The 18,351-nt window shown below is 67.3% G+C and carries 17 protein-coding genes; 13 read left to right on the top strand and 4 right to left on the bottom strand.

What is annotated here, in order from left to right; genetic code table 11:
* The first annotated feature begins 134 nt into the window (after positions 1–134).
* The 4 genes from H7H34_RS19550 to H7H34_RS19535 all read left to right on the top strand — a co-directional run bounded on the left by H7H34_RS19550 (position 135) and on the right by H7H34_RS19535 (position 2,743).
* Complete coding sequence (locus H7H34_RS19550; RefSeq protein WP_371811456.1) at positions 135–944, top strand: ComF family protein; 810 nt, start codon at positions 135–137, stop codon at positions 942–944.
* 106 nt (positions 945–1,050) lie between these two features.
* On the top strand, positions 1,051–1,320 hold the full coding sequence (gene grxC, locus H7H34_RS19545; protein ID WP_067224747.1) for a glutaredoxin 3: 270 nt from the start codon (positions 1,051–1,053) through the stop codon (positions 1,318–1,320).
* 47 nt (positions 1,321–1,367) lie between these two features.
* Entirely contained in the window at positions 1,368–2,246 is an 879-nt protein-coding gene (locus H7H34_RS19540) for a carbon-nitrogen hydrolase family protein (RefSeq protein WP_120270171.1), read from the top strand.
* Complete coding sequence (locus tag H7H34_RS19535) at positions 2,243–2,743, top strand: DUF1178 family protein (RefSeq protein ID WP_185926166.1); 501 nt, start codon at positions 2,243–2,245, stop codon at positions 2,741–2,743. Before H7H34_RS19540 ends, H7H34_RS19535 begins: the two co-directional genes overlap by 4 nt.
* A gap of 37 nt (positions 2,744–2,780) precedes the next feature.
* On the opposite strand, the gene H7H34_RS19530 is transcribed toward H7H34_RS19535, so the two are convergent.
* Positions 2,781–3,233 (bottom strand): MarR family winged helix-turn-helix transcriptional regulator, encoded by a 453-nt coding sequence (locus H7H34_RS19530; RefSeq protein ID WP_185926165.1) that lies wholly within the window; start codon positions 3,231–3,233, stop codon positions 2,781–2,783.
* A gap of 116 nt (positions 3,234–3,349) precedes the next feature.
* Between H7H34_RS19530 and H7H34_RS19525 the strand changes: the two genes are divergently transcribed.
* The 3 genes from H7H34_RS19525 to H7H34_RS19515 all read left to right on the top strand — a co-directional run bounded on the left by H7H34_RS19525 (position 3,350) and on the right by H7H34_RS19515 (position 4,731).
* Positions 3,350–3,760, top strand: coding sequence for a VOC family protein (locus tag H7H34_RS19525; protein WP_120270174.1), 411 nt, complete (start codon positions 3,350–3,352; stop codon positions 3,758–3,760).
* 66 nt (positions 3,761–3,826) lie between these two features.
* Positions 3,827–4,180: a DUF1428 domain-containing protein gene (locus H7H34_RS19520; RefSeq protein WP_120270175.1), complete on the top strand. Its 354-nt coding sequence runs from the start codon at positions 3,827–3,829 to the stop codon at positions 4,178–4,180.
* A gap of 74 nt (positions 4,181–4,254) precedes the next feature.
* On the top strand, positions 4,255–4,731 hold the full coding sequence (locus tag H7H34_RS19515; RefSeq protein ID WP_185926164.1) for a VOC family protein: 477 nt from the start codon (positions 4,255–4,257) through the stop codon (positions 4,729–4,731).
* 16 nt (positions 4,732–4,747) lie between these two features.
* Here H7H34_RS19515 and H7H34_RS19510 read toward each other — a convergent pair whose 3' ends face one another.
* Positions 4,748–5,443 carry an alpha/beta fold hydrolase gene (locus H7H34_RS19510; protein ID WP_185926163.1) on the bottom strand — a complete coding sequence of 232 codons (696 nt, stop codon included), beginning with the start codon at positions 5,441–5,443 and terminating at the stop codon, positions 4,748–4,750.
* A 38-nt stretch (positions 5,444–5,481) separates the two neighbouring features.
* A complete protein-coding gene (gene ubiG, locus H7H34_RS19505; protein ID WP_120270177.1) occupies positions 5,482–6,246 on the bottom strand; it encodes a bifunctional 2-polyprenyl-6-hydroxyphenol methylase/3-demethylubiquinol 3-O-methyltransferase UbiG in 765 nt (254 codons plus the stop codon).
* 166 nt (positions 6,247–6,412) lie between these two features.
* Here ubiG and H7H34_RS19500 point away from each other — a divergent pair, with 166 nt between their 5' ends.
* The 6 genes from H7H34_RS19500 (at position 6,413) to clpB (ending at position 16,072) form a co-directional block, all read left to right on the top strand.
* Positions 6,413–7,663 carry an aspartate kinase gene (locus H7H34_RS19500; protein ID WP_120270178.1) on the top strand — a complete coding sequence of 417 codons (1,251 nt, stop codon included), beginning with the start codon at positions 6,413–6,415 and terminating at the stop codon, positions 7,661–7,663.
* An 85-nt stretch (positions 7,664–7,748) separates the two neighbouring features.
* Complete coding sequence (gene ptsP, locus H7H34_RS19495) at positions 7,749–10,016, top strand: phosphoenolpyruvate--protein phosphotransferase (RefSeq protein WP_185926162.1); 2,268 nt, start codon at positions 7,749–7,751, stop codon at positions 10,014–10,016.
* A 73-nt stretch (positions 10,017–10,089) separates the two neighbouring features.
* Positions 10,090–11,163 (top strand): peptide chain release factor 1, encoded by a 1,074-nt coding sequence (prfA, locus tag H7H34_RS19490; protein WP_185926161.1) that lies wholly within the window; start codon positions 10,090–10,092, stop codon positions 11,161–11,163.
* On the top strand, positions 11,160–12,041 hold the full coding sequence (gene prmC / locus H7H34_RS19485) for a peptide chain release factor N(5)-glutamine methyltransferase (protein ID WP_371811430.1): 882 nt from the start codon (positions 11,160–11,162) through the stop codon (positions 12,039–12,041). Before prfA ends, prmC begins: the two co-directional genes overlap by 4 nt.
* Before the next feature lie 405 nt (positions 12,042–12,446).
* A complete protein-coding gene (locus H7H34_RS19480) occupies positions 12,447–13,238 on the top strand; it encodes a DUF4167 domain-containing protein (protein WP_185926160.1) in 792 nt (263 codons plus the stop codon).
* A gap of 233 nt (positions 13,239–13,471) precedes the next feature.
* Complete coding sequence (gene clpB, locus H7H34_RS19475) at positions 13,472–16,072, top strand: ATP-dependent chaperone ClpB (RefSeq protein WP_120270247.1); 2,601 nt, start codon at positions 13,472–13,474, stop codon at positions 16,070–16,072.
* 98 nt (positions 16,073–16,170) lie between these two features.
* On the opposite strand, the gene H7H34_RS19470 is transcribed toward clpB, so the two are convergent.
* On the bottom strand, positions 16,171–18,171 hold the full coding sequence (locus H7H34_RS19470) for a M23 family metallopeptidase (protein ID WP_208996835.1): 2,001 nt from the start codon (positions 18,169–18,171) through the stop codon (positions 16,171–16,173).
* Between the last annotated feature and the right edge of the window lie 180 nt (positions 18,172–18,351).

The following is an 18,351-nucleotide window of genomic DNA, read 5'->3' as shown; positions in this document are numbered from 1 at the left end:
GGGGCGGCGTGTTTGCTTCCAAAGGGCCAGAAGCCGGTTCGCGTTTCGATTGCATTGCGCGCCGCTTGCGCGTTCACTTGTGCCGGAAAAGCTCGGGCGGCAAGGCAGGCGGGAGAATGGCGGGCAGCGAAGCGATAGCAGACGGCGACCGGATCGGCAGGCGGGTCGGCGGCAAGGCTGTGGCGGGCGCCTTCGCTGCCGCCGGGCGGCGCGTGCTGGATCTTCTGTTGCCGCCGACATGCCTTGCCTGCGATGCCATCGTCGGGCAGGAGGCGACGCTCTGCCCGTCATGCTGGGACGGGATGCCGTTCCTGGCGCCGCCCTGGTGCGAGCGTCTCGGTCTGCCCTTCGCCTATGATCTTGGACCCGGCGCCCTGTCGCCGCAGGCAATCGCGCGGCCGCCGGCCTTCGACCGGCTGCGGGCCGTTGCGGCCTATGAGGGGCCGGCGCGGGTGCTGGTGTCGCGGCTGAAATATTACGACCGGCCGTCCATGGCCGGTGCCATGGGGCAGTGGATGGCGCGGGCGGGCAGCGAACTGCTTGCGCCGCGCGAAGACGAGGCAGGGCCGCCCGTGATCGTGCCGGTGCCGTTGCACCGCCTGCGGCTGTGGGGCCGGCGCTACAATCAGTCCGGACTGCTGGCGCGCGAGATGGGCCGGGCCGTGGGGCTGGAGGTCGCGCCGCAGGCGCTGGTCCGGAGCAAGCGTACCCGGCAGCAGGTCGGGCTGGATGCGGCGGCGCGGGCGCGCAATGTCAGCGGCGCCTTTACGCTCACGCTGGAAGGGCTGATGGCGATCTCCGGGCGGCGGGTGGTGCTGGTCGACGACGTCTACACGACGGGCGCGACGGTCGGCGCGGCGACCCGCGCCTTGCTGCGCGAGGGCGCGGCGGCCGTGGATGTCATGGTCTTCGCGCATGCGGGGGCGGACACCCCGCTCGGCTGACGACTTGCGGCGAACGCGAAATGGTCAATATATGCAAGGGAGGAAAACCCGTGCCGGCTTCGCAAGGATGCAGTCGGCGCGCAAGCTTGGGGACGGCAGGACGGATATCATGGCAGTGGAGATCTATACGCGGCAGCTGTGCGGTTATTGCGCCATGGCCAAGCAGCTCCTGCAGAAGAAGGAGGTGGCGTTTCGCGAGTTCGACGCCACCTACAGCCCGGAGCTGCGCAAGGAGATGATCCAGCGGGCCAGCACCGGGCGCGGCGGCACGACCTTTCCGCAGATCTTCATCGGCGATACCCATGTCGGCGGCTGCGACGACCTGATGGCGCTGGAGCGCGAAGGCCGGCTCGACGCGTTGCTCGCGGCGAACTGAGTCGCGCCGGGCACGAAAACCGGAAGACCGAGAACGGGACGGACGTCATGAGCAAGGCAACGGGCGGCACAGTCGTCGCGGCTGTGATCCAGATGCGCAGCGGGCGGGACGTTGCGGCCAATATCGACGCGGCAACGCAGCTGATACGGCAGGCCGCGGCGGACGGCGCTACCTATGTCCAGACGCCGGAAATGACCAACCTGCTGGAGCGCAGCCGGGCGGATCTTTTCGCCAAGATTTCGCCTGAGGCCGAGGATCCGTCCGTTGCCGCCTTCTCGGCGCTGGCCGCCGAGCTCGGCATCGTGCTGCATATCGGCTCGCTGGCGATCCGCACGGGCGCGGAAAAGGCTGCCAATCGCGGGTTCCTGTTCGGGTCCGACGGGGCAATGCTTGCCCGCTACGACAAGATCCACATGTTCGACGTCGATCTGCCCAACGGCGAGAGCTGGCGCGAATCGGCAACGTACCAGCCGGGCGGCGAGGCCCTGGTGGTGCCGGCCGCCGGCACGCTGGTCGGGCTCGGCATCTGCTACGACATTCGTTTTCCGGCCCTGTTCCGTGCCCAGGCGGGCGCGGGCGCGCGGGTGCTCACCGCGCCGGCCGCCTTTACCCGGCAGACGGGCGAAGCGCATTGGCATGTGCTGCAGCGGGCGCGGGCGATCGAGAACGGCGCCTTCGTGGTCTCGGCTGCGCAAGGCGGCCGCCACGAGGACGGGCGCGAGACCTACGGCCACAGCCTGATCGTCGCGCCCTGGGGCGAGGTGATCGCCGAGGTGGATGGCGACGAGCCGGGCTACGCGCTGGCCACGCTCGAGCTCGAGAAAGCCGATGAGGCGCGCCAGCGGATCCCGGCCATCGCCAACCAGCGGACCTTCACCGTTGTCGCCCCGCAGGGCGGCACGGCCAGGACGGAGGCTGCCGAGTGATCCGCTACGCGCTGTGCTGCAAGGCCGGTCATGCGTTCGAGGGCTGGTTTCGCGGGCTTGAGGACTTCGAGAAGCAGAAGGCAAGCGGCTTTCTTGCCTGCCCGGCCTGCGGGTCCAGCGACGTCGACAAGGCGTTGATGGCGCCGGCTGTCTCCACCTCGCGCAGCAAGGAGGCGCGGGTCGAGAAGGCGGCGGCCTCCGTGCGGCAGGCGGCCGCGGCAGAAGGGGCGGAGCCGGCACAGGTGCCGGCGATCGCCGCCGCGCGCTCGCCGGAGCAGGCGGCGCTGATGGAGAAGCTGCGGGCACTGCGGGCGGAACTGACCGCCAATGCCGAGGATGTCGGGACAGCCTTTCCGGAAGAGGCGCGCAAGATCCACTATGGCGAGGCGGAAGCGCGCGGCATCTTCGGCGCGGCCTCGCGCGAGGATGTCGGCGAGTTGCTGGAAGAAGGCATTCCGGTATTGCCGCTGCCGGTGTTGCCCGAGGACCGGAACTGACGGTCCTGTACGGATCGCGCCTTGTGCACGGTTTCTCCTAGCTTCCGATATTTCCCAGAGCCCCCAGCAACCTGCGCGCCTGATCCGGCCCGTCGCCGGGTAGCGACGCGTCGATCTCCGCATGGACCGAACGCCAGACGGGGACCGCGGCGATCAAGGTCTCGTGCCCCTTTTCGGTGAGGATCAGCAGCCGGCTGCGCCGGTCCTTCGGATCGGGACGGGAGGCGACGAGGCCGTTGCGCTCCAGCGGCTTGAGCGCGGCGGTCAGCGTCGTGCGGTCCATCGCCAGAAGGCGTGCGACCGGGCCGAGCGGCGGCGGGTCGGGCCTGTTCAGCGACATCAGCAGCGAAAACTGTCCGTTGGTGAGGCCGAAGGGCTTCAGAGCCTCGTCGAAGCGGCGCGCAAGCGCCCGCGCGGCCCGCTGTGCGTGCAGGCACAGGCAGGTGTCGCGCACCTCTATCGTCGTTTCGAAGGGTAGCCTGTTTGACATGATCTAAATATGTTGATATCAACCTTTTAGTCAAGCGAATCCGACACTCCGGATGCGTTTGTTCACAGGCTTCGCAAGCATGGTGCCGTGCGAAGCGGCAAAATAAGGAATTCTGCGTGACCAAGATGATGTTTCTCAACCTGCCGGTATCCGATCTCGGCGCTGCCATCGGGTTCCACCAGGCGCTGGGCGCGACGCAGAACATGCAGTTTTCCGACGATCGGGCGGCGGCGATGGTCCATTCGGACAGCTTCGTGGTGATGCTGCTGACGCACGAGCGGTTCTCGGACTTCACCGACAAAGCCATCATCGATGCCCGCACCCAGGTGCAGGGCCTGTTCGCACTGTCCGTCGGTAGCCGCGACGAGGTGGATGCGCTGGTGGCCGCCGGGGTCGCGGCCGGAGGGCGGGCAGACCCGGGGCCGGTGCAGGATCACGGGTTCATGTATGGCCGCAGCTGCGAAGACCCGGACGGCCACATCTTCGAACTTTACTGGATGGATCAGGCGGCGCTGGCGCAATCGTAGGCGGCTGACCGTTTCCTGGAAATTCCCCCAACGAGCAAACAAACGGGAGACACGGATATGGTTGCAATGGGGTATGTCGATGGTTTCGTGGTCGCGGTACCGGCGGCCAACAAGGACAGCTATCTGAAGCTGGCGGCGAAGGTTGCCCCACTGTTCCGCGAATTCGGCGCCAGCCGCGTGGTCGAGTGCTGGGGCGACGATGTGCCGGACGGCAAGGTCACGGATTTCCGGGGCGCCGTGAAAGCGACGGAAGACGAGATCGTCGTGTTCAGCTGGATCGAATATCCGTCCAAGGAGATCCGCGACGCCGCGGTCCAGAAGATGATGAGCGATCCGCGCATGAAGGAGATGGGCGACACCATGCCCTTCGACGGCAAGCGGATGATCTTCGGCGGCTTCGCGCCGATCCTCGACGCGTGACGACCTGGCCTTGCGCTCGCATGCCGGCCGGCGGCGGGCGCAAGGCGCTTTCATCCAACGGCTCGGAGGAGGCCATGGCGACGATCATCCAGCATCTTTGGTTCCGGGAGGACATGGCCGGGGCGCTTGAAACCTACACCCGGCTGATTCCCGGCTCGGCAATCGAATGGACATCGGCACTGCAGGCGGAATCGCCATCGGGCCCGCCCGGCAGCGTGAAGATCGCCGCCTTCCGGCTCGGCGACCAGCGCTACAGGGCTTTCGAGGCGGCCGCGCCCTGGGGCTTCAACCACACGTTCTCGGTGATGGTGGAGTGCGAGGATCAGGCCGAGATCGACCGCCTGTGGGACGGGCTCTCGCAAGGGGGCGAGATCGAACAGTGCGGCTGGTTGCGCGACCGCTGGGGCCTCAGCTGGCAGATCACGCCGCGACGGCTCCGAGAACTGATGGACGATCCCGATCCGGCGGTCGTGAAGCGGGTTTCGGAAGCCATGCTGTCCATGGTCAAGATGGACATCGCCGGGCTCGAGGCGGCCGCGGCCGGCAACTAGGACCCGGTCCGGCCGGTCAGGCGCCCAGCCAGGTGCGCATCAGGCCGGTGACGGCGTCCGGTGCCTCGAGCGTGGGAAGATGTCCCGCGCCGACCACCGTCTCGAGACGGGCGCGCGGGATCAGGTTCTGCATCTCGCGCGCCAACTCCGGCGGTGTCAGCCGGTCGCCCGTACCAACGACGATGGTGGTCGGGCAGGCGATGGCACCGAGGAAGGGACGCGAATCCTCGCGGGCCAGAATGGCCTTTTCCTGCCGTACGAAGGCGCCGGGACCGGTTGCTGCCGCCATCTGCATGACGAGCGCGCGCAGCGCGGAATCGTCCTGTCTGTCCTCATGCACGAAGAGCGGAAACAGCGACGGCGTCACCTGGTCGAACTTGCCGCTTTCGGCAAGGGCCATCAGGCGGCGGCGGTTCGCCGTCTGCTCGGCGGTGTCGGCCCGAGCCGAGGTATCCAGCAGCATCAGCCGCGTCACCCGGTCGGGCGCCCGGCGCATCACCTCCATCGCGACGTATCCGCCCATCGACAGGCCGGCGAGAGCGAACCGGGGCGGTGCCTCGGCCAACAGCCGGGTGGCGATGGCCGCGATCGTCTCGTCCTGCCGGTGATCGGCGACCTGCACCTGGACCCCGTCGCGCGCCAGCTCGCCGATCTGCGGTGCAAACAGCGCCTCGGTGCAAAGCAGACCGGGAACGAGAACGAGGGGATCCATCGGCTGTGTCCTTGTGTCGGCCGGTCAGCGGCGAGGCGTCAGGCCGGCCGCGAGAAGAGCATCATGTAGTTGACGTCGGTGTCCGATGTTTCCTGCCAGCGGTCGCGCAGGGGATCGAAGGAGACGCCGCAACGCTCCATCTCCTGCAGGCCGGCCGCCGCCAGCGGCTCCAGCAGTTCCTGCGGGCGCACCAGCTTCTCGTAGGTGTGGGTGCCGCGCGGCAGCCAGCGCAGGACGACTTCCGCGCCGATGATCGCCAGGGCGTAGGCCTTCAGCGTGCGGTTGATCGTGGCGACGAACATCAGCCCGCCCGGCTTCACCAGCTGCGCACAGGCGTCGAGGTAGAGCTGCACGTCGGCGACGTGCTCGACCACTTCCATGTTGAGGACGACATCGAATTGCTCGCCTGCCGCCGCCAGAGCTTCCGCCGTGGTGGCGCGGTAGTCGATGGCAAGGCCGGAGCTCGCGGCGTGGATCTTTGCCACCTCGATATTGGTGGCCGAGGCGTCGGCCCCGGTCACCTGCGCGCCGAGACGGGCCATCGGCTCGCTGAGCAGGCCGCCGCCGCAGCCGATATCGAGCAGGCGCAGTCCGGCAAAGGCATCCGGCGCCTTTTCGTCGCGGCCAAAATGGGCGCAGACCTGGCGCTTGATATAGGCAAGGCGCACCGGATTGAACTTGTGCAGCGGGCGGAACTTGCCTGCCGGATCCCACCATTCGGCGGCCATGGCCGAGAAACGGGCGACCTCGGCATCATCGATCGTGGTGCCGGATCCGCCGGCGACGGTTTCTGCGGCGCTCATGCTGCTGTCCTTTCGGTTTTCCCCGAAGGTTTGGTCAAGTGTCGCAGGCTCTTTGTCAAGCGTGGCAGTTGCGGCGGCGGGCCGCAGTCTGTATGGATGTCGCCCGATCCGGCCCGCTGTCCCGGCGGCCGACCTTCACCTTCTCGAAGACGACTTAACACAGCTCATGGCCCGTCTGGTTCTCAAGTTCGGCGGCACGTCCGTCGCAAATCTCGAACGCATCCGCAATGTGGCGCGGCATGTGAAACGGGAGGTCGACGCCGGCCATCAGGTGGCGGTCGTCGTCTCCGCCATGTCGGGCGAGACCAACAAGCTGGTCGGCCTGTGCCGCGAGGCCTCCTTGCTGCACGACGCCCGCGAATACGATGCGGTGGTGTCGTCCGGCGAGCAGGTGACGAGCGGCCTTCTGGCCATCGTGCTGCAGGACATGGGCGTCGAGGCCCGGTCCTGGCAGGGCTGGCAGATCCCGCTTAAGACCGATTCCCAGCATGGCGCCGCCCGTATCACGGATATCGACGGCGGCAAGCTGATCGAGCGGCTGGAAAAGGGTCAGGTGGCCGTGGTCGCCGGTTTCCAGGGCGTTGCCCCGGACAACCGCATCGCGACGCTCGGGCGCGGCGGCTCCGACACCAGCGCGGTTGCGCTGGCCGCGGCCATCCGTGCCGACCGCTGCGACATCTACACCGATGTCGACGGCGTCTACACCACCGATCCGCGCATCGTGCCCCGTGCACGCCGCCTGGAGCGCATCGCCTTCGAGGAAATGCTCGAAATGGCGTCGCTCGGCGCAAAGGTGCTGCAGGTGCGCTCGGTCGAGATGGCCATGGTACACGGAGTACGCACCTTCGTGCGCTCCAGCTTCGACGACCCGGATGCGCCGCAGCTCGGCGCGGGCGGCCTGCCCCCGGGAACACTCATCTGCGACGAGGACGAGATCGTGGAACAGCAAGTCGTAACCGGCATCGCCTTCGCGAAGGACGAGGCGCAGATTTCCATCCGCAACGTGGCCGACAAGCCCGGCGTCGCCAGTGCCGTGTTCGGCTCGCTGGCCGATGCCAACATCAATGTCGACATGATCGTCCAGAACATCTCGCCGGACGGGCGCACCACCGACATCACCTTCACGGTGCCGGAAAGCGACTACGACCGCGCGTTTTCGGTGCTGCGCGACAAGAAGGACCTGATCGGCTACCAGGCGGTCGAGGGCGCGCGCGACGTGGTCAAGGTGTCGGTGATCGGCATCGGCATGCGCTCGCATGCGGGCATCGCCGCGCGCTGTTTCCAGGGCCTTGCCGAGAAGGGAATCAACATCCGCGCCATCACGACGTCGGAGATCAAGATCTCGGTTCTCATCGATTCCGCCTATACCGAGCTTGCGGTGCGGACTCTCCATTCGCTATACGATCTGGACGGGTAAGCGATCCGCGGCACCTGCCGCCTCGCGACGCGGGCCTTCGGGCCCGCGGGCCCATGACGGTGGTGCGGAAAGGATCTGACGGGTGATGCGGAGCACTCTCGCAGGGCCGCGCGTGCTGTTGCGGCGCCTCCGCGAGGTCATGGCGGAGCCGATCAACGCACAGGAGCGGCTCGACAAGATCGTAGTCCTGATCGCGGCCAACGTGGTGGCCGAGGTCTGCTCGGTCTATATCCTGCGTGCCGATGGCGTCCTCGAGCTCTATGCCACCGAGGGCCTCAACCGCGATGCCGTCCACAAGACCAGCCTGAAGGTCGGCGAAGGCCTTGTCGGCCTCATCGCCGCCGATGCGCGGCCGCTCAACCTGCCGAACGCCCAGGCGCATCCCGCCTTTGCCTATCGCCCGGAAACGGGTGAGGAGGCCTACAACTCCTTCCTCGGCGTGCCGATCCTGCGCGCCGGGCGGACGCTCGGCGTGCTCGTCGTCCAGAACCAGTCGCACCGGACCTATTTCGAGGACGAGGTGGAGGCGCTGCAGACCACGGCGATGGTGATCGCCGAGATGGTCGCCGCCGGCGAGCTGGAAGCCATCGTCCAGCAAGGCACCAAGCTCGACCTGACCCGTCCCATGCATTTCCAGGGCGTTGCCCTGTCCGACGGCGTGGGCCTTGGCCATGTGGTGCTGCACGAGCCGCGCGTCGTGGTCACCAATCTGATCGCCGAGGATGCGGGCGCCGAGCTGGAGCGGCTGGAGCGGGCTATCAACCGGCTGCGGATCTCGCTCGACGATCTGCTGAATTCCGGCGACTTCGCCCAGCACGGCGAGCATCGCGACGTGCTCGAGGCGTACCGGATGTTCGCCCATGACCGGGGCTGGATCCGGAAGATCGAGGAAGCGATCAACAACGGCCTGACCGCAGAGGCGGCGGTGGAGAAGGTGCAGTCGGACACGCGCGCGCGCATGCTGCGCCAGACCGACCCCTATCTGCGCGAGCGTCTGCACGATCTCGACGATCTCGCGCATCGTCTGATCCGCGAGCTCATGGGCCGCCAGCACGGGCCGCTGTCGGAGAGCCTGCCGCAGGACGCGGTGATCATCGCCCGCAACATGGGCGCGGCGGAGCTGCTCGACTACGGCCGCGACCGGGTGCGCGCCATCGCGCTGGAGGAGGGCGGTCCCACCAGCCATGTCACCATCGTCGCGAGGGCCCTGGGCATCGCGGCGGTGGGACTTGCGGACAATCTCGTCAGCCTCGCCGAGGCCGGCGATCCGATCATCGTCGACGGCGAGAGCGGCCAGGTGCATCTGCGGCCGGCAACCGACATCGAGAATGCCTATGCGGAGAAGGTCCGCTTCCGCGCTCGCCGGCAGGCCCAGTACCGGCGGCTGCGCAACAAGCCCTCGATCAGCCGCGACGGGGTGGATGTCTCGCTGCAGCTGAATGCCGGCCTGCTGGTCGACCTGCCGGCGGTTGCCGAATCGGGGGCGAGCGGCGTCGGGCTGTTCCGCACCGAGCTGCAGTTCATGGTCGCCTCCGCCTTTCCGCGGATGAGCGAGCAGCGCGACTATTACCGCCAGGTGCTGGATGCAGCGGGTGGACGGCCCGTGACCTTCCGCACGCTGGATATCGGCGGCGACAAGGTACTGCCTTACCTGCGGGCGATCCAGGAAGAGAACCCGGCCATGGGCTGGCGGGCGATCCGCTTCGGCCTTGATCGTCCGGGGATCCTGCGCACCCAGGTCCGGGCCCTGCTGCATGCCGCTGCCGGGCGCGATCTGAAGCTGATGTTCCCGATGGTGACCGAGGTTGCCGAGTTCCACCGCGCCCGCGGCGTGGTCGAGCGCGAGATGAAGCACCTGCGCCGCCACGGCTATCCGGTTCCCGAGCGGCTGATGCTCGGGGTGATGATCGAGGTGCCTTCGCTCCTCTACCAGCTCGACGAGCTGTTCCAGGCGGTGGACTTCGTCTCGATCGGCTCGAACGATCTGTTCCAGTTCTTCAGTGCCGTCGACCGGGGCAACACCCGGGTTGCGGGCCGCTTTGACACGATGAGCCCTGCTTTCCTGCGGGCGCTGAAGCATATCGTCGACAAGGCCAAGGCCTATGCCACCCCGGTCACGCTGTGCGGCGAGATCGCCGGACGGCCGCTGGAGGCGATGGCGCTCGCGGCGCTGGGCTATCGCAGCCTTTCGATGTCGGCGTCGGCTCTCGGCCCGGTAAAGGCGATGGTCCGCACGCTCGATGTCGGCCGGCTGGCGACGCGCCTGCTGCCGCGTCTCGACGAGCCGGCGGCCGCCGCCGATATCCGTGGCTTCCTGCGCGCCTTTGCGTCCGACACGGACGTTGCCTTGTAGCGAGGCTGCCTCCCCGAAGGGCCTGCCTTGCCCGCAAGGGCTTCTTTTCCCGAACCTTGAGGATCGTAACGCCATGATCCCGGCGGAAAAACTGGATGCGCTGCTGACGCGCGTCGCCGAACTCGAATACCGGATGAGCCAGAATCCGGACCCGCAGACCTATGTCCGCCTGTCGCGCGACTATGCCGAACTGGAGCCGCTGGCCGCGCGGATCACGGCGCTGCGCAAGGCCGAGGAAGAGCTGGCGGGCGTGGAGGCGATGCTTACCGATCCGGCGGCGGATGCGGAAATGCGCGAGCTTGCCGAGCTCGAGCTGGACGACTTGCGCGAACGCGTCGAGGCGCTGGCGCAGGAGGTCCGCATCGGCTTTCTGCCCAAGGATGTGGCGGACGATCGCAACGTCATCCTCGAGGTGCGGGCTGGAACCGGCGGCGACGAGGCGGCGCTCTTTGCCGGCGATCTTTTCCGCATGTATCAGCGCTATGCGCAGCTGAAAGGCTGGAAGGTCGAGATCGTTTCGGCGAGCGAGGGCGAGGTTGGCGGCTTCAAGGAAGTGATCGCGTCGGTGACCGGCGACCAGGTCTTCGCCCGGCTGAAGTTCGAATCGGGCGTCCACCGGGTGCAGCGCGTGCCGGAGACGGAATCGGGCGGGCGCATCCACACCTCGGCGGCGACGGTGGCGGTGTTGCCGCAGGCCGAGGACGTCGACGTCCAGATCAACGATGCGGATCTGCGCATCGATACGTTCCGCGCCTCGGGCGCCGGCGGCCAGCACGTCAACACCACCGATTCGGCCGTGCGCATCACTCATATGCCGACCGGCATCGTGGTGGCGGTGCAGGACGAGCGCTCGCAGCACAAGAACAAGGCCAAGGCCTTGCAGCTGCTGCGCGCCCGCATCTTCGACGAGGAACGCGCAAGGCTGGCGAGCGAGCGGACCGAGGCGCGCCGGCTGCAGGTGGGGTCGGGCGACCGGTCCGAACGCATCCGCACCTACAACTTTCCGCAAGGCCGGGTGACCGACCATAGGATCGGCCTGACGCTCTACAAGCTCCCCGAGGTGGTCAGCGGCGAGGCGCTGGACGATGTGATCGAGCCGCTGGCGCTCGACCATCAGGCAACCCTGCTGGCGGCGGAAGGACTGTGAGCGCAGGTCCGGACGACCGTCGGATCGGCGCGCTCTGCCGCGAGGCGCGGGCGCGCCTTGTGGCGGCGGGCGTGGAGACGGCGGCGCTGGACGCGCGGCTTCTGGTTGCCGCAGCCGCCGGTGTGGAGCCGGTCGTTCCCCTTACCGATCCCGACCGCGAGCTCACAGACGAGGAGCTCGCGCGGGCGCTCAGTCATATCGCCCGGCGGCTGGCTGGCGAGCCGGTCGGCCGCATCCTGGGCCTTCGCGAATTCTGGGGGCTGACCTTCGCCCTGTCGTGCGACGTGCTGGAGCCGCGTCCCGACACCGAGCGCCTGGTGGAGGCGGTCCTCGACTGGTGCGCAGGCGCGCAGGGGCGTGAGCATCCCTACCGGTTCGCGGATCTGGGCACGGGAAGCGGGGCTATCGCCATCGCCCTGCTCAGCGAGCTGCCGAACGCGGTTGCCGTGGCCACGGACATGGCGCCGGGGGCGCTGGCAACGGCCCGCGACAACGCCGTGCGGAACGGCGTCGGCGAGCGGTTCCTGCCGTGTCTGGGAGACTTTGCCTCGATGCTCGCGCCGGGCATGGATTTCCTTGTCTCGAATCCGCCCTATATTTCCCTTACGGAAGAATCTCAGCTCTCCCGAGAGGTGAGGGACCACGATCCCCGCGCTGCCTTGTTTGCCGGCGAAGATGGTCTGGATGCCTACCGGGTGATCCTGCCTCAGACGCGGGCACTGCTTGGACGATTCGCGCCGCTTTTTCTGGAAATCGGTGCATCGCAGGCAGGGGCCGTGTCGGAAATGGCCAGATCGGCCGGTCTTGAGGATATTCAAGTATTTCAAGATCTTGCCGGGCAGGATCGGGTTGTGCGCGCAGCATGTGTTGCAAAATAGCGGCAGATACAGTGCTTGTGAAAAAGACGCTTGGAAAACCTGGCGGAAAGGGCTAGGTTCACCTCGCCGAGACCCGACGGGGGTGGCATTCGAAGCCACGGGTAGGCAGTACGATAGTTTTCGTTCCGGCCAGATCTCGCATCGCACGACGGAACTAACCGTCGGCAAAGATGCCCGGTGGACCAGATGGTCCCGGGGTTGCTCGGCATCGGTCTGTTCAAGATGAACCCTTAAAATCCAGCGGGAATGAACGGCGTCAGTCGTATCGCGTCCCGCCGAAGGTCTGTCTTGATCGGCCCACGCAACACAGGCCTTGTGCAGTTGCGTTTCATGGCGCCGGTCCCGATGGTGGACCGGACTCCTGACCGGATTTGCCGGTCGCCGTTCTTGAGAGTTAACGGCAGAATGAGACCAGGAAATCAGAGCAACAAGCGCATCCGCGGTCGTGGTGGCCGCAAGGGACCGAATCCGCTTTCGCGGACCTATGAGTCCAACGGCCCCGATGTGAAGATCCGCGGGACCGCGCACCATGTCGCCGAGAAGTACCAGCAGCTGGCGCGCGACGCCGCCGCTGCCGGCGACCGCGTGATGTCCGAGAATTATCTCCAGCACGCCGAGCATTACCTGCGCATCATCGCCGCAGCTCAGCAGAGCATGCATCAGCCCGTGGTTCTGCCGCGTGGCGACGAGGCAGAGGACGAGGCGGACGAGCTCGAGGAGCGCAACGAGCGTGCGGAGCGCGCCGAGCGTCATGATCGCACCGAGCGCAGCGAGCGCGGCGAGCGTCATGACCGCGGTGAGCGCCGCGACCGGGATCGTGAGGCGGCAGCCCCTTCGGGCAAGTCGGTGATGCCGGTGGATGCTCCGCAGCCTTTCGTCGACGACATTCCGGTGATCAACAGCAAGTCGCTGCCCGGCGAGAGCGCCGACAGCGACGATGACGGCACCGAGGGCGAGGGCGAAGGCGACGACCGCAGCCGGCGCCGTGTGCGCGGTGCTCGTGGTCGTGGTCTGCGCCGCAGCCGCACCGCCCAGGGCGAAGGCGATGCTTCGGACGAAGCGGCGAACGGCAGTGCCCAGCCTGCGGCCGAGGCCGAAGGTTCCGGCGAAGCTGCCGAAGAGAAGAAGCCGCGGGCCCGGCGCGCTCCGCGCAGCCGAAAGCCGGCGGAAGCCGAGCCGGCCGCGACAGAGGCTTGACCCTCGCCGGTACGCCAGGGCTCCCTGACGCCAGAGTTTCGAAAGGGTCGCGGCACCATGCTGCGGCCCTTTTGCGTTGCGGCGCAGCTATCCGCACTCTCCCCCTCTTTTGTGCTCGAAATGCAACACTATATGCTGGGTACGGCCCTTGAGGGGCCGTGCGGATGCCATGACGGGTCCGCATTCCGAAAAGGCCGCTTCGCTGCGGGGGGCGGCCGGATCTGGAGGTCATGATGGATTTCGAGAAATACACCGAACGGGCGAGGGGCTTCGTCCAGTCGGCGCAGACCCAGGCGCTGGGACAGTCTCACCAGCAGTTCACGCCCGAACACCTCTTGAAGGTTCTGCTCGACGATCCCGAAGGGCTCGCGGCCGGTCTGATCGACCGTTCGGGCGGGCGCTCGCGCGACGTGCTGGCAGCCACCGAAAAGGCGCTTGCCGGTCTCCCGAAGGTCTCGGGCGGCGGCGGTCAGCTGTATCTGGCGCCGGCTCTGGCGCAGGTGTTCGACCAGGCCGAGAAGCTCGCCGAGAAGGCGGGCGATTCCTATGTCACCGTCGAGCGGTTGCTGGTCGCGCTGGCGATCATCAAGGACAGCGCTGCCGGCAAGGCGCTCGCCGATGGCGGGGTCACGGCTGTCCGGCTCAACGAGGCGATCAACGACCTGCGCAAGGGGCGCAAGGCCGACAGCGCCTCGGCGGAAGGGCAGTACGACGCGCTGAAGAAATATGCGCGCGACCTGACGCAGGTCGCCCGGGACGGCAAGCTCGACCCGGTGATCGGCCGTGACGACGAGATCCGGCGAACCATGCAGGTCCTGTCGCGCCGGACCAAGAACAACCCGGTGCTGATCGGCGATCCGGGCGTCGGCAAGACGGCCATTGCCGAGGGGCTCGCACTGCGAATCGTCAACGGCGACGTGCCGGAGAGCCTGAAGGACAAGAAGCTGCTTGCGCTCGACATGGGGTCGCTGATCGCGGGTGCGAAGTATCGCGGCGAATTCGAGGAGCGGCTCAAGGCCGTGCTGTCCGAGGTTCAGTCGGCGGCCGGCGGCATCGTCCTGTTCATCGACGAGATGCACACGCTTGTCGGTGCCGGCAAGGCGGATGGCGCGATGGATGCCTCCAACCTGCTGAAGCCGGCGCTTGCGCGCGGCGAGCTGCATTGCGTCGGTGCCACGACCCTCGACGAGTACCGCAAGTATGTGGAGAAGGACGCAGCGCTTGCGCGGCGCTTCCAGCCCGTCTTCGTCGATGAGCCGACGGTGGAGGACACGATATCCATCCTGCGCGGCATCAAGGAGAAGTACGAGCTTCACCACGGGGTGCGAATCACGGATTCGGCCGTGGTGGCGGCCGCGACCCTGTCGAACCGCTACATCACCGACCGGTTCCTGCCCGACAAGGCGATCGACCTCATCGACGAGGCGGCGAGCCGCCTGCGCATGCAGGTCGACAGCAAGCCGGAGGAACTGGACGAGCTCGACCGGCGGATCATCCAGCTGAAGATCGAGCGCGAGGCTCTCAAGAAGGAGACCGACCCGGCGGCCCGCGACCGGCTGGACAAGCTGGAAGGCGAACTGGCGGACCTGGAAGAGGAGTCGGATGCCCTCACCACCCGCTGGCAGGGCGAAAAGGAGAAGCTGTCGTCCGAACAGAAGCTCAAGGAGCAGCTGGAGCAGGCCCGCATCGACCTGGAGAAGGCGCAGCGTCAGGGCGACCTGGCGAAGGCGGGCGAGCTCGCCTATGGCGTCATTCCGGGGCTGGAGCGGGCCCTTGCCGAGGCCGAGGAGCGCGGCGGCACCGATGGGGCGATGGTCGAGGAAGCGGTGACCACGGACCATGTGGCCCATGTGGTCTCCCGCTGGACCGGCATCCCGGTCGACAAGATGCTGGAAGGCGAGCGCGAGAAGCTGCTGCGCATGGAAGACGAGCTGGCACGGCGCGTCATCGGCCAGCAGGAAGCGGTGCATGCGGTGTCCACCGCCGTGCGCCGTGCGCGCGCAGGCCTGCAGGACCCGAACCGGCCGATCGGCTCGTTCCTGTTCCTCGGGCCGACCGGCGTGGGCAAGACCGAGCTGACCAAGGCGCTGGCCGAGTTCTTGTTCGACGACGAGACGGCGATGGTCCGCCTCGACATGTCGGAATACATGGAGAAGCACTCGGTTTCCCGGCTGATCGGCGCACCTCCCGGCTATGTCGGCTATGAGGAGGGCGGCGCGCTGACCGAGGCGGTCCGGCGCAGGCCCTATCAGGTCGTGCTGTTCGACGAGATCGAGAAAGCCCATGGCGACGTGTTCAACGTGCTGCTGCAGGTGCTCGACGACGGGCGGCTGACCGATGGCCAGGGCCGGACGGTCGACTTCCGCAACACGCTGATCGTTCTCACCTCCAACCTGGGGGCCGAGTATCTGGTGGCTCAGCCGGACGGGGAAGACTCCTCGGCGGTGCGGGACCAGGTGATGGCTGTGGTGCGCTCGTCGTTCCGGCCGGAATTCCTCAACCGGCTGGACGACCAGATCCTGTTCCACCGCCTGCAGCGCTCGCAGATGGCAGCGATCGTCGACATCCAGCTCAAGCGGCTGGAGACGCTGCTTGCCGACCGGAAGATCGGACTGGTGCTCGATGCCAGCGCCCGCGACTGGCTGGCCGAGAAGGGCTACGACCCTGCCTATGGCGCAAGGCCGCTGAAGCGGGTGATCCAGCGCGAGGTGCAGGATCCGCTGGCCGAGATGATCCTGGGCGGGCGTGTTGCCGACGGCCAGACGGTCGAAGCGAGCGCTGGATCCGACCGCCTGCTCTTCGAGGTGGCGGGATCGGCGAGCGCCGCGGCCTGACCGGTCGTTCCACGGCGCACCAAAGACAAAGGCCCGGGCAGCGATGCCCGGGCCTTTTTGCATGTCTCGATCATGGGCTCGCGGAGCGGAGCCGAGCGTCAGTTGATCGCCGAGGCCGAGGCCGAAGCGATGCGCGAAGGGCCGGCGGCACGCTCGACAAGTGCGTCGATGCGCTCGCGCTCGCGGTGGAACGCCGCCAGCAGGTCGCCCTCCAGCACGCGGCCGCGCGGCAGGCGGATACGCATCGGGTTCACGAAGCGGCCGTTCACCTTGACCTCGTAGTGAAGGTGCGGGCCGGTCGACAGGCCGGTCGAGCCGACATAGCCGATTACCTGGCCCTGGCGCACCTTGACGCCTTCGCGGATGCCGTCGGCGAAGCTCGTCTGGTGGCTGTAGGTGGTCTCGTAGCCATTGGCATGCTGGATCTCGATGCGCTGGCCATAACCGGAGACCCACCGCGCCTTGGTCACGACGCCATTGCCGGCGGCCATGATCGGCGTTCCGCGCTGAGCCGACCAGTCGACGCCACTGTGCAGCCGCATCACGCCGACGATCGGGTGGCGGCGCATGCCGAAGCCGGAACGATACTGGCCGCCGGACAGCGGCTTGCGCATCAGGAACTTCTTCGCGCTCTTTCCTGTCTCGTCATAGAAGTCGACCAAGCCGTCGTCGGGCGTGCGGAAGCGGTAGAAGCGGCGCGCCGTGCTGCGCGTGGTCAGTGCCGTATAGAGGATTTCGGCCGGAACGTTGTCGCTGTCCTGTTCGAGCCCGTAGAAGACCTCGAAGGAATCGCCCGGCTTGACCCGTGACTTGAAGTCGACGTCGAAGGAGAAGATGCGCACCAGATCGGAGATCATCTCCGGCTGCATCTCCTGCTCCAGGGCCGTCTGGTAGAGACTGTCGTAGATGGTCGGGGTGGTGCCGGCATAGCCGACCCGGTCGGCCTCGGCAAAGGCGTCCGCCAGGAACGTGTCGGGTGCCTGCGCGGAGACGAACTCGCCGGTGTCTGAGCGGGCGATCGTCGCGCGGTGCTCGGTATCGGCATAGAGGCTGACGCGCTGCGGCTGCAAGCGGCCGGTCTCGTCCGGGCTCGGCGCAAGGGCGATGCGCAGCCGCTGGCCCATGTCGAGCTTCTCGATCCCGAACTCGCGGGCGAAGGCGTCGACGATGCTGGCCGCTTCCTCCTCCGTGGCATAGTTCGCCATCAGCTCTTCCTGGAAGCTCTCTTCGCCCGTTACCGGCACGATCTTCTCTTCCATGCCGGCATAAATGTCCGAGGCTTCGCTCTTGGAGACGAAGGAGACGTTTTCCGGAGTGATCCGAACGCTGAGGCGCGACAGTTCGGGTTGCTGCGCCAGGTTGAAGTCGAACCGGCCGGGGTCGATGACCGGGCCGCTGGCATCGCTCACCGCGTTGCCCGACAGGAAGTGTGCCGACTGGCGCACGAACTGCTCGATCTCCAGCTCCTCATAGCCGCCATCGGTGGTGGCCAGGGGATTGTCGACCGGAAAGTCCCGGGTGCTGATCGTCACTTCGCCTTCGACACGGGCGTCATAGACGGCATCGCTGACGGCGCGGGCCGGGATCACGTTGGCATCGGAGAACAGCTGCAACGGATTGAACGGAGGGATCTCCTCCGAGGCCTCGCGCGATGCGCGGGTGGCCAGCGTCGCGGTGACCAGCGCATAGGGGCGCAGCTTGATATGATCGCGGCCGTCGATGCGGTTGAGGGTCGAGACCGGGATGACATGCCGGTTGGAATATTGCGCGGCGGCGCGAATGACGCGGTCGCCCTTGGTGGACCCGTTGCCGCCGACAACGCGCGAGGTCGTCGCTTCCGGCTGGTCGCCCCGCGAGGGGGCTGCGGAGACCTGGTACTGTCCGTCGAGCGCCGCGAACAGGGCACCGCCCATCAGGGTCACCGAGGTGAGACCGGTCAGGACCGAGCCGGTCAGCCAGCGCAGGCTGACCCTGCGGCGGTCGGGAAGCTGGTCGCGCTCGTCATGGACCATGAGCGGCGGTTCGTCGCCAAGGTCCAGAGAATTGCGGTGTGTCGCGCCGAGATGCATTCCGTCCTTCTCGTCGTGCTCGAAAGCCACCGCCAGCGCCCGTCGGCGCAGCAGCCGCTACGTTCCTTCTTGCGGGCCGCGTTTCGCGGCCCGTCCCTGCTTCTCGCAGCCATACGCCTGCCCCGGCGCCCGGCGCGATGCCTATCCTTGAGGGGGCCGGCGGGAGAAGGTCTCCCGGGCGGGCCCGAACCTTTCAAAAGAATCCGCGCC

The sequence above is a fragment of the Stappia sp. 28M-7 genome, from assembly GCF_014252955.1.
Classification (GTDB): Bacteria; Pseudomonadota; Alphaproteobacteria; order Rhizobiales; family Stappiaceae; genus Stappia.
The sequence above is the reverse complement of the archived record's forward strand: the minus strand, read 5'-3'. Positions and strand labels throughout refer to the sequence as shown.

Excerpts from the sequence above, each read along its gene's own strand:
- H7H34_RS19530 (WP_185926165.1), bottom strand. The coding sequence starts at position 3,233 with ATGTCAAACAGGCTACCCTTCGAAACGACGATAGAGGTGCGCGACACC.
- clpB (WP_120270247.1), top strand. The coding sequence starts at position 13,472 with ATGGATTTCGAGAAATACACCGAACGGGCGAGGGGCTTCGTCCAGTCG.
- ptsP (WP_185926162.1), top strand. The coding sequence starts at position 7,749 with ATGCGGAGCACTCTCGCAGGGCCGCGCGTGCTGTTGCGGCGCCTCCGC.
- H7H34_RS19515 (WP_185926164.1), top strand. The coding sequence starts at position 4,255 with ATGGCGACGATCATCCAGCATCTTTGGTTCCGGGAGGACATGGCCGGG.
- ubiG (WP_120270177.1), bottom strand. The coding sequence starts at position 6,246 with ATGAGCGCCGCAGAAACCGTCGCCGGCGGATCCGGCACCACGATCGAT.
- H7H34_RS19500 (WP_120270178.1), top strand. The coding sequence starts at position 6,413 with ATGGCCCGTCTGGTTCTCAAGTTCGGCGGCACGTCCGTCGCAAATCTC.
- H7H34_RS19510 (WP_185926163.1), bottom strand. The coding sequence starts at position 5,443 with ATGGATCCCCTCGTTCTCGTTCCCGGTCTGCTTTGCACCGAGGCGCTG.
- prfA (WP_185926161.1), top strand. The coding sequence starts at position 10,090 with ATGATCCCGGCGGAAAAACTGGATGCGCTGCTGACGCGCGTCGCCGAA.
- H7H34_RS19520 (WP_120270175.1), top strand. The coding sequence starts at position 3,827 with ATGGGGTATGTCGATGGTTTCGTGGTCGCGGTACCGGCGGCCAACAAG.
- H7H34_RS19540 (WP_120270171.1), top strand. The coding sequence starts at position 1,368 with ATGAGCAAGGCAACGGGCGGCACAGTCGTCGCGGCTGTGATCCAGATG.
- H7H34_RS19480 (WP_185926160.1), top strand. The coding sequence starts at position 12,447 with ATGAGACCAGGAAATCAGAGCAACAAGCGCATCCGCGGTCGTGGTGGC.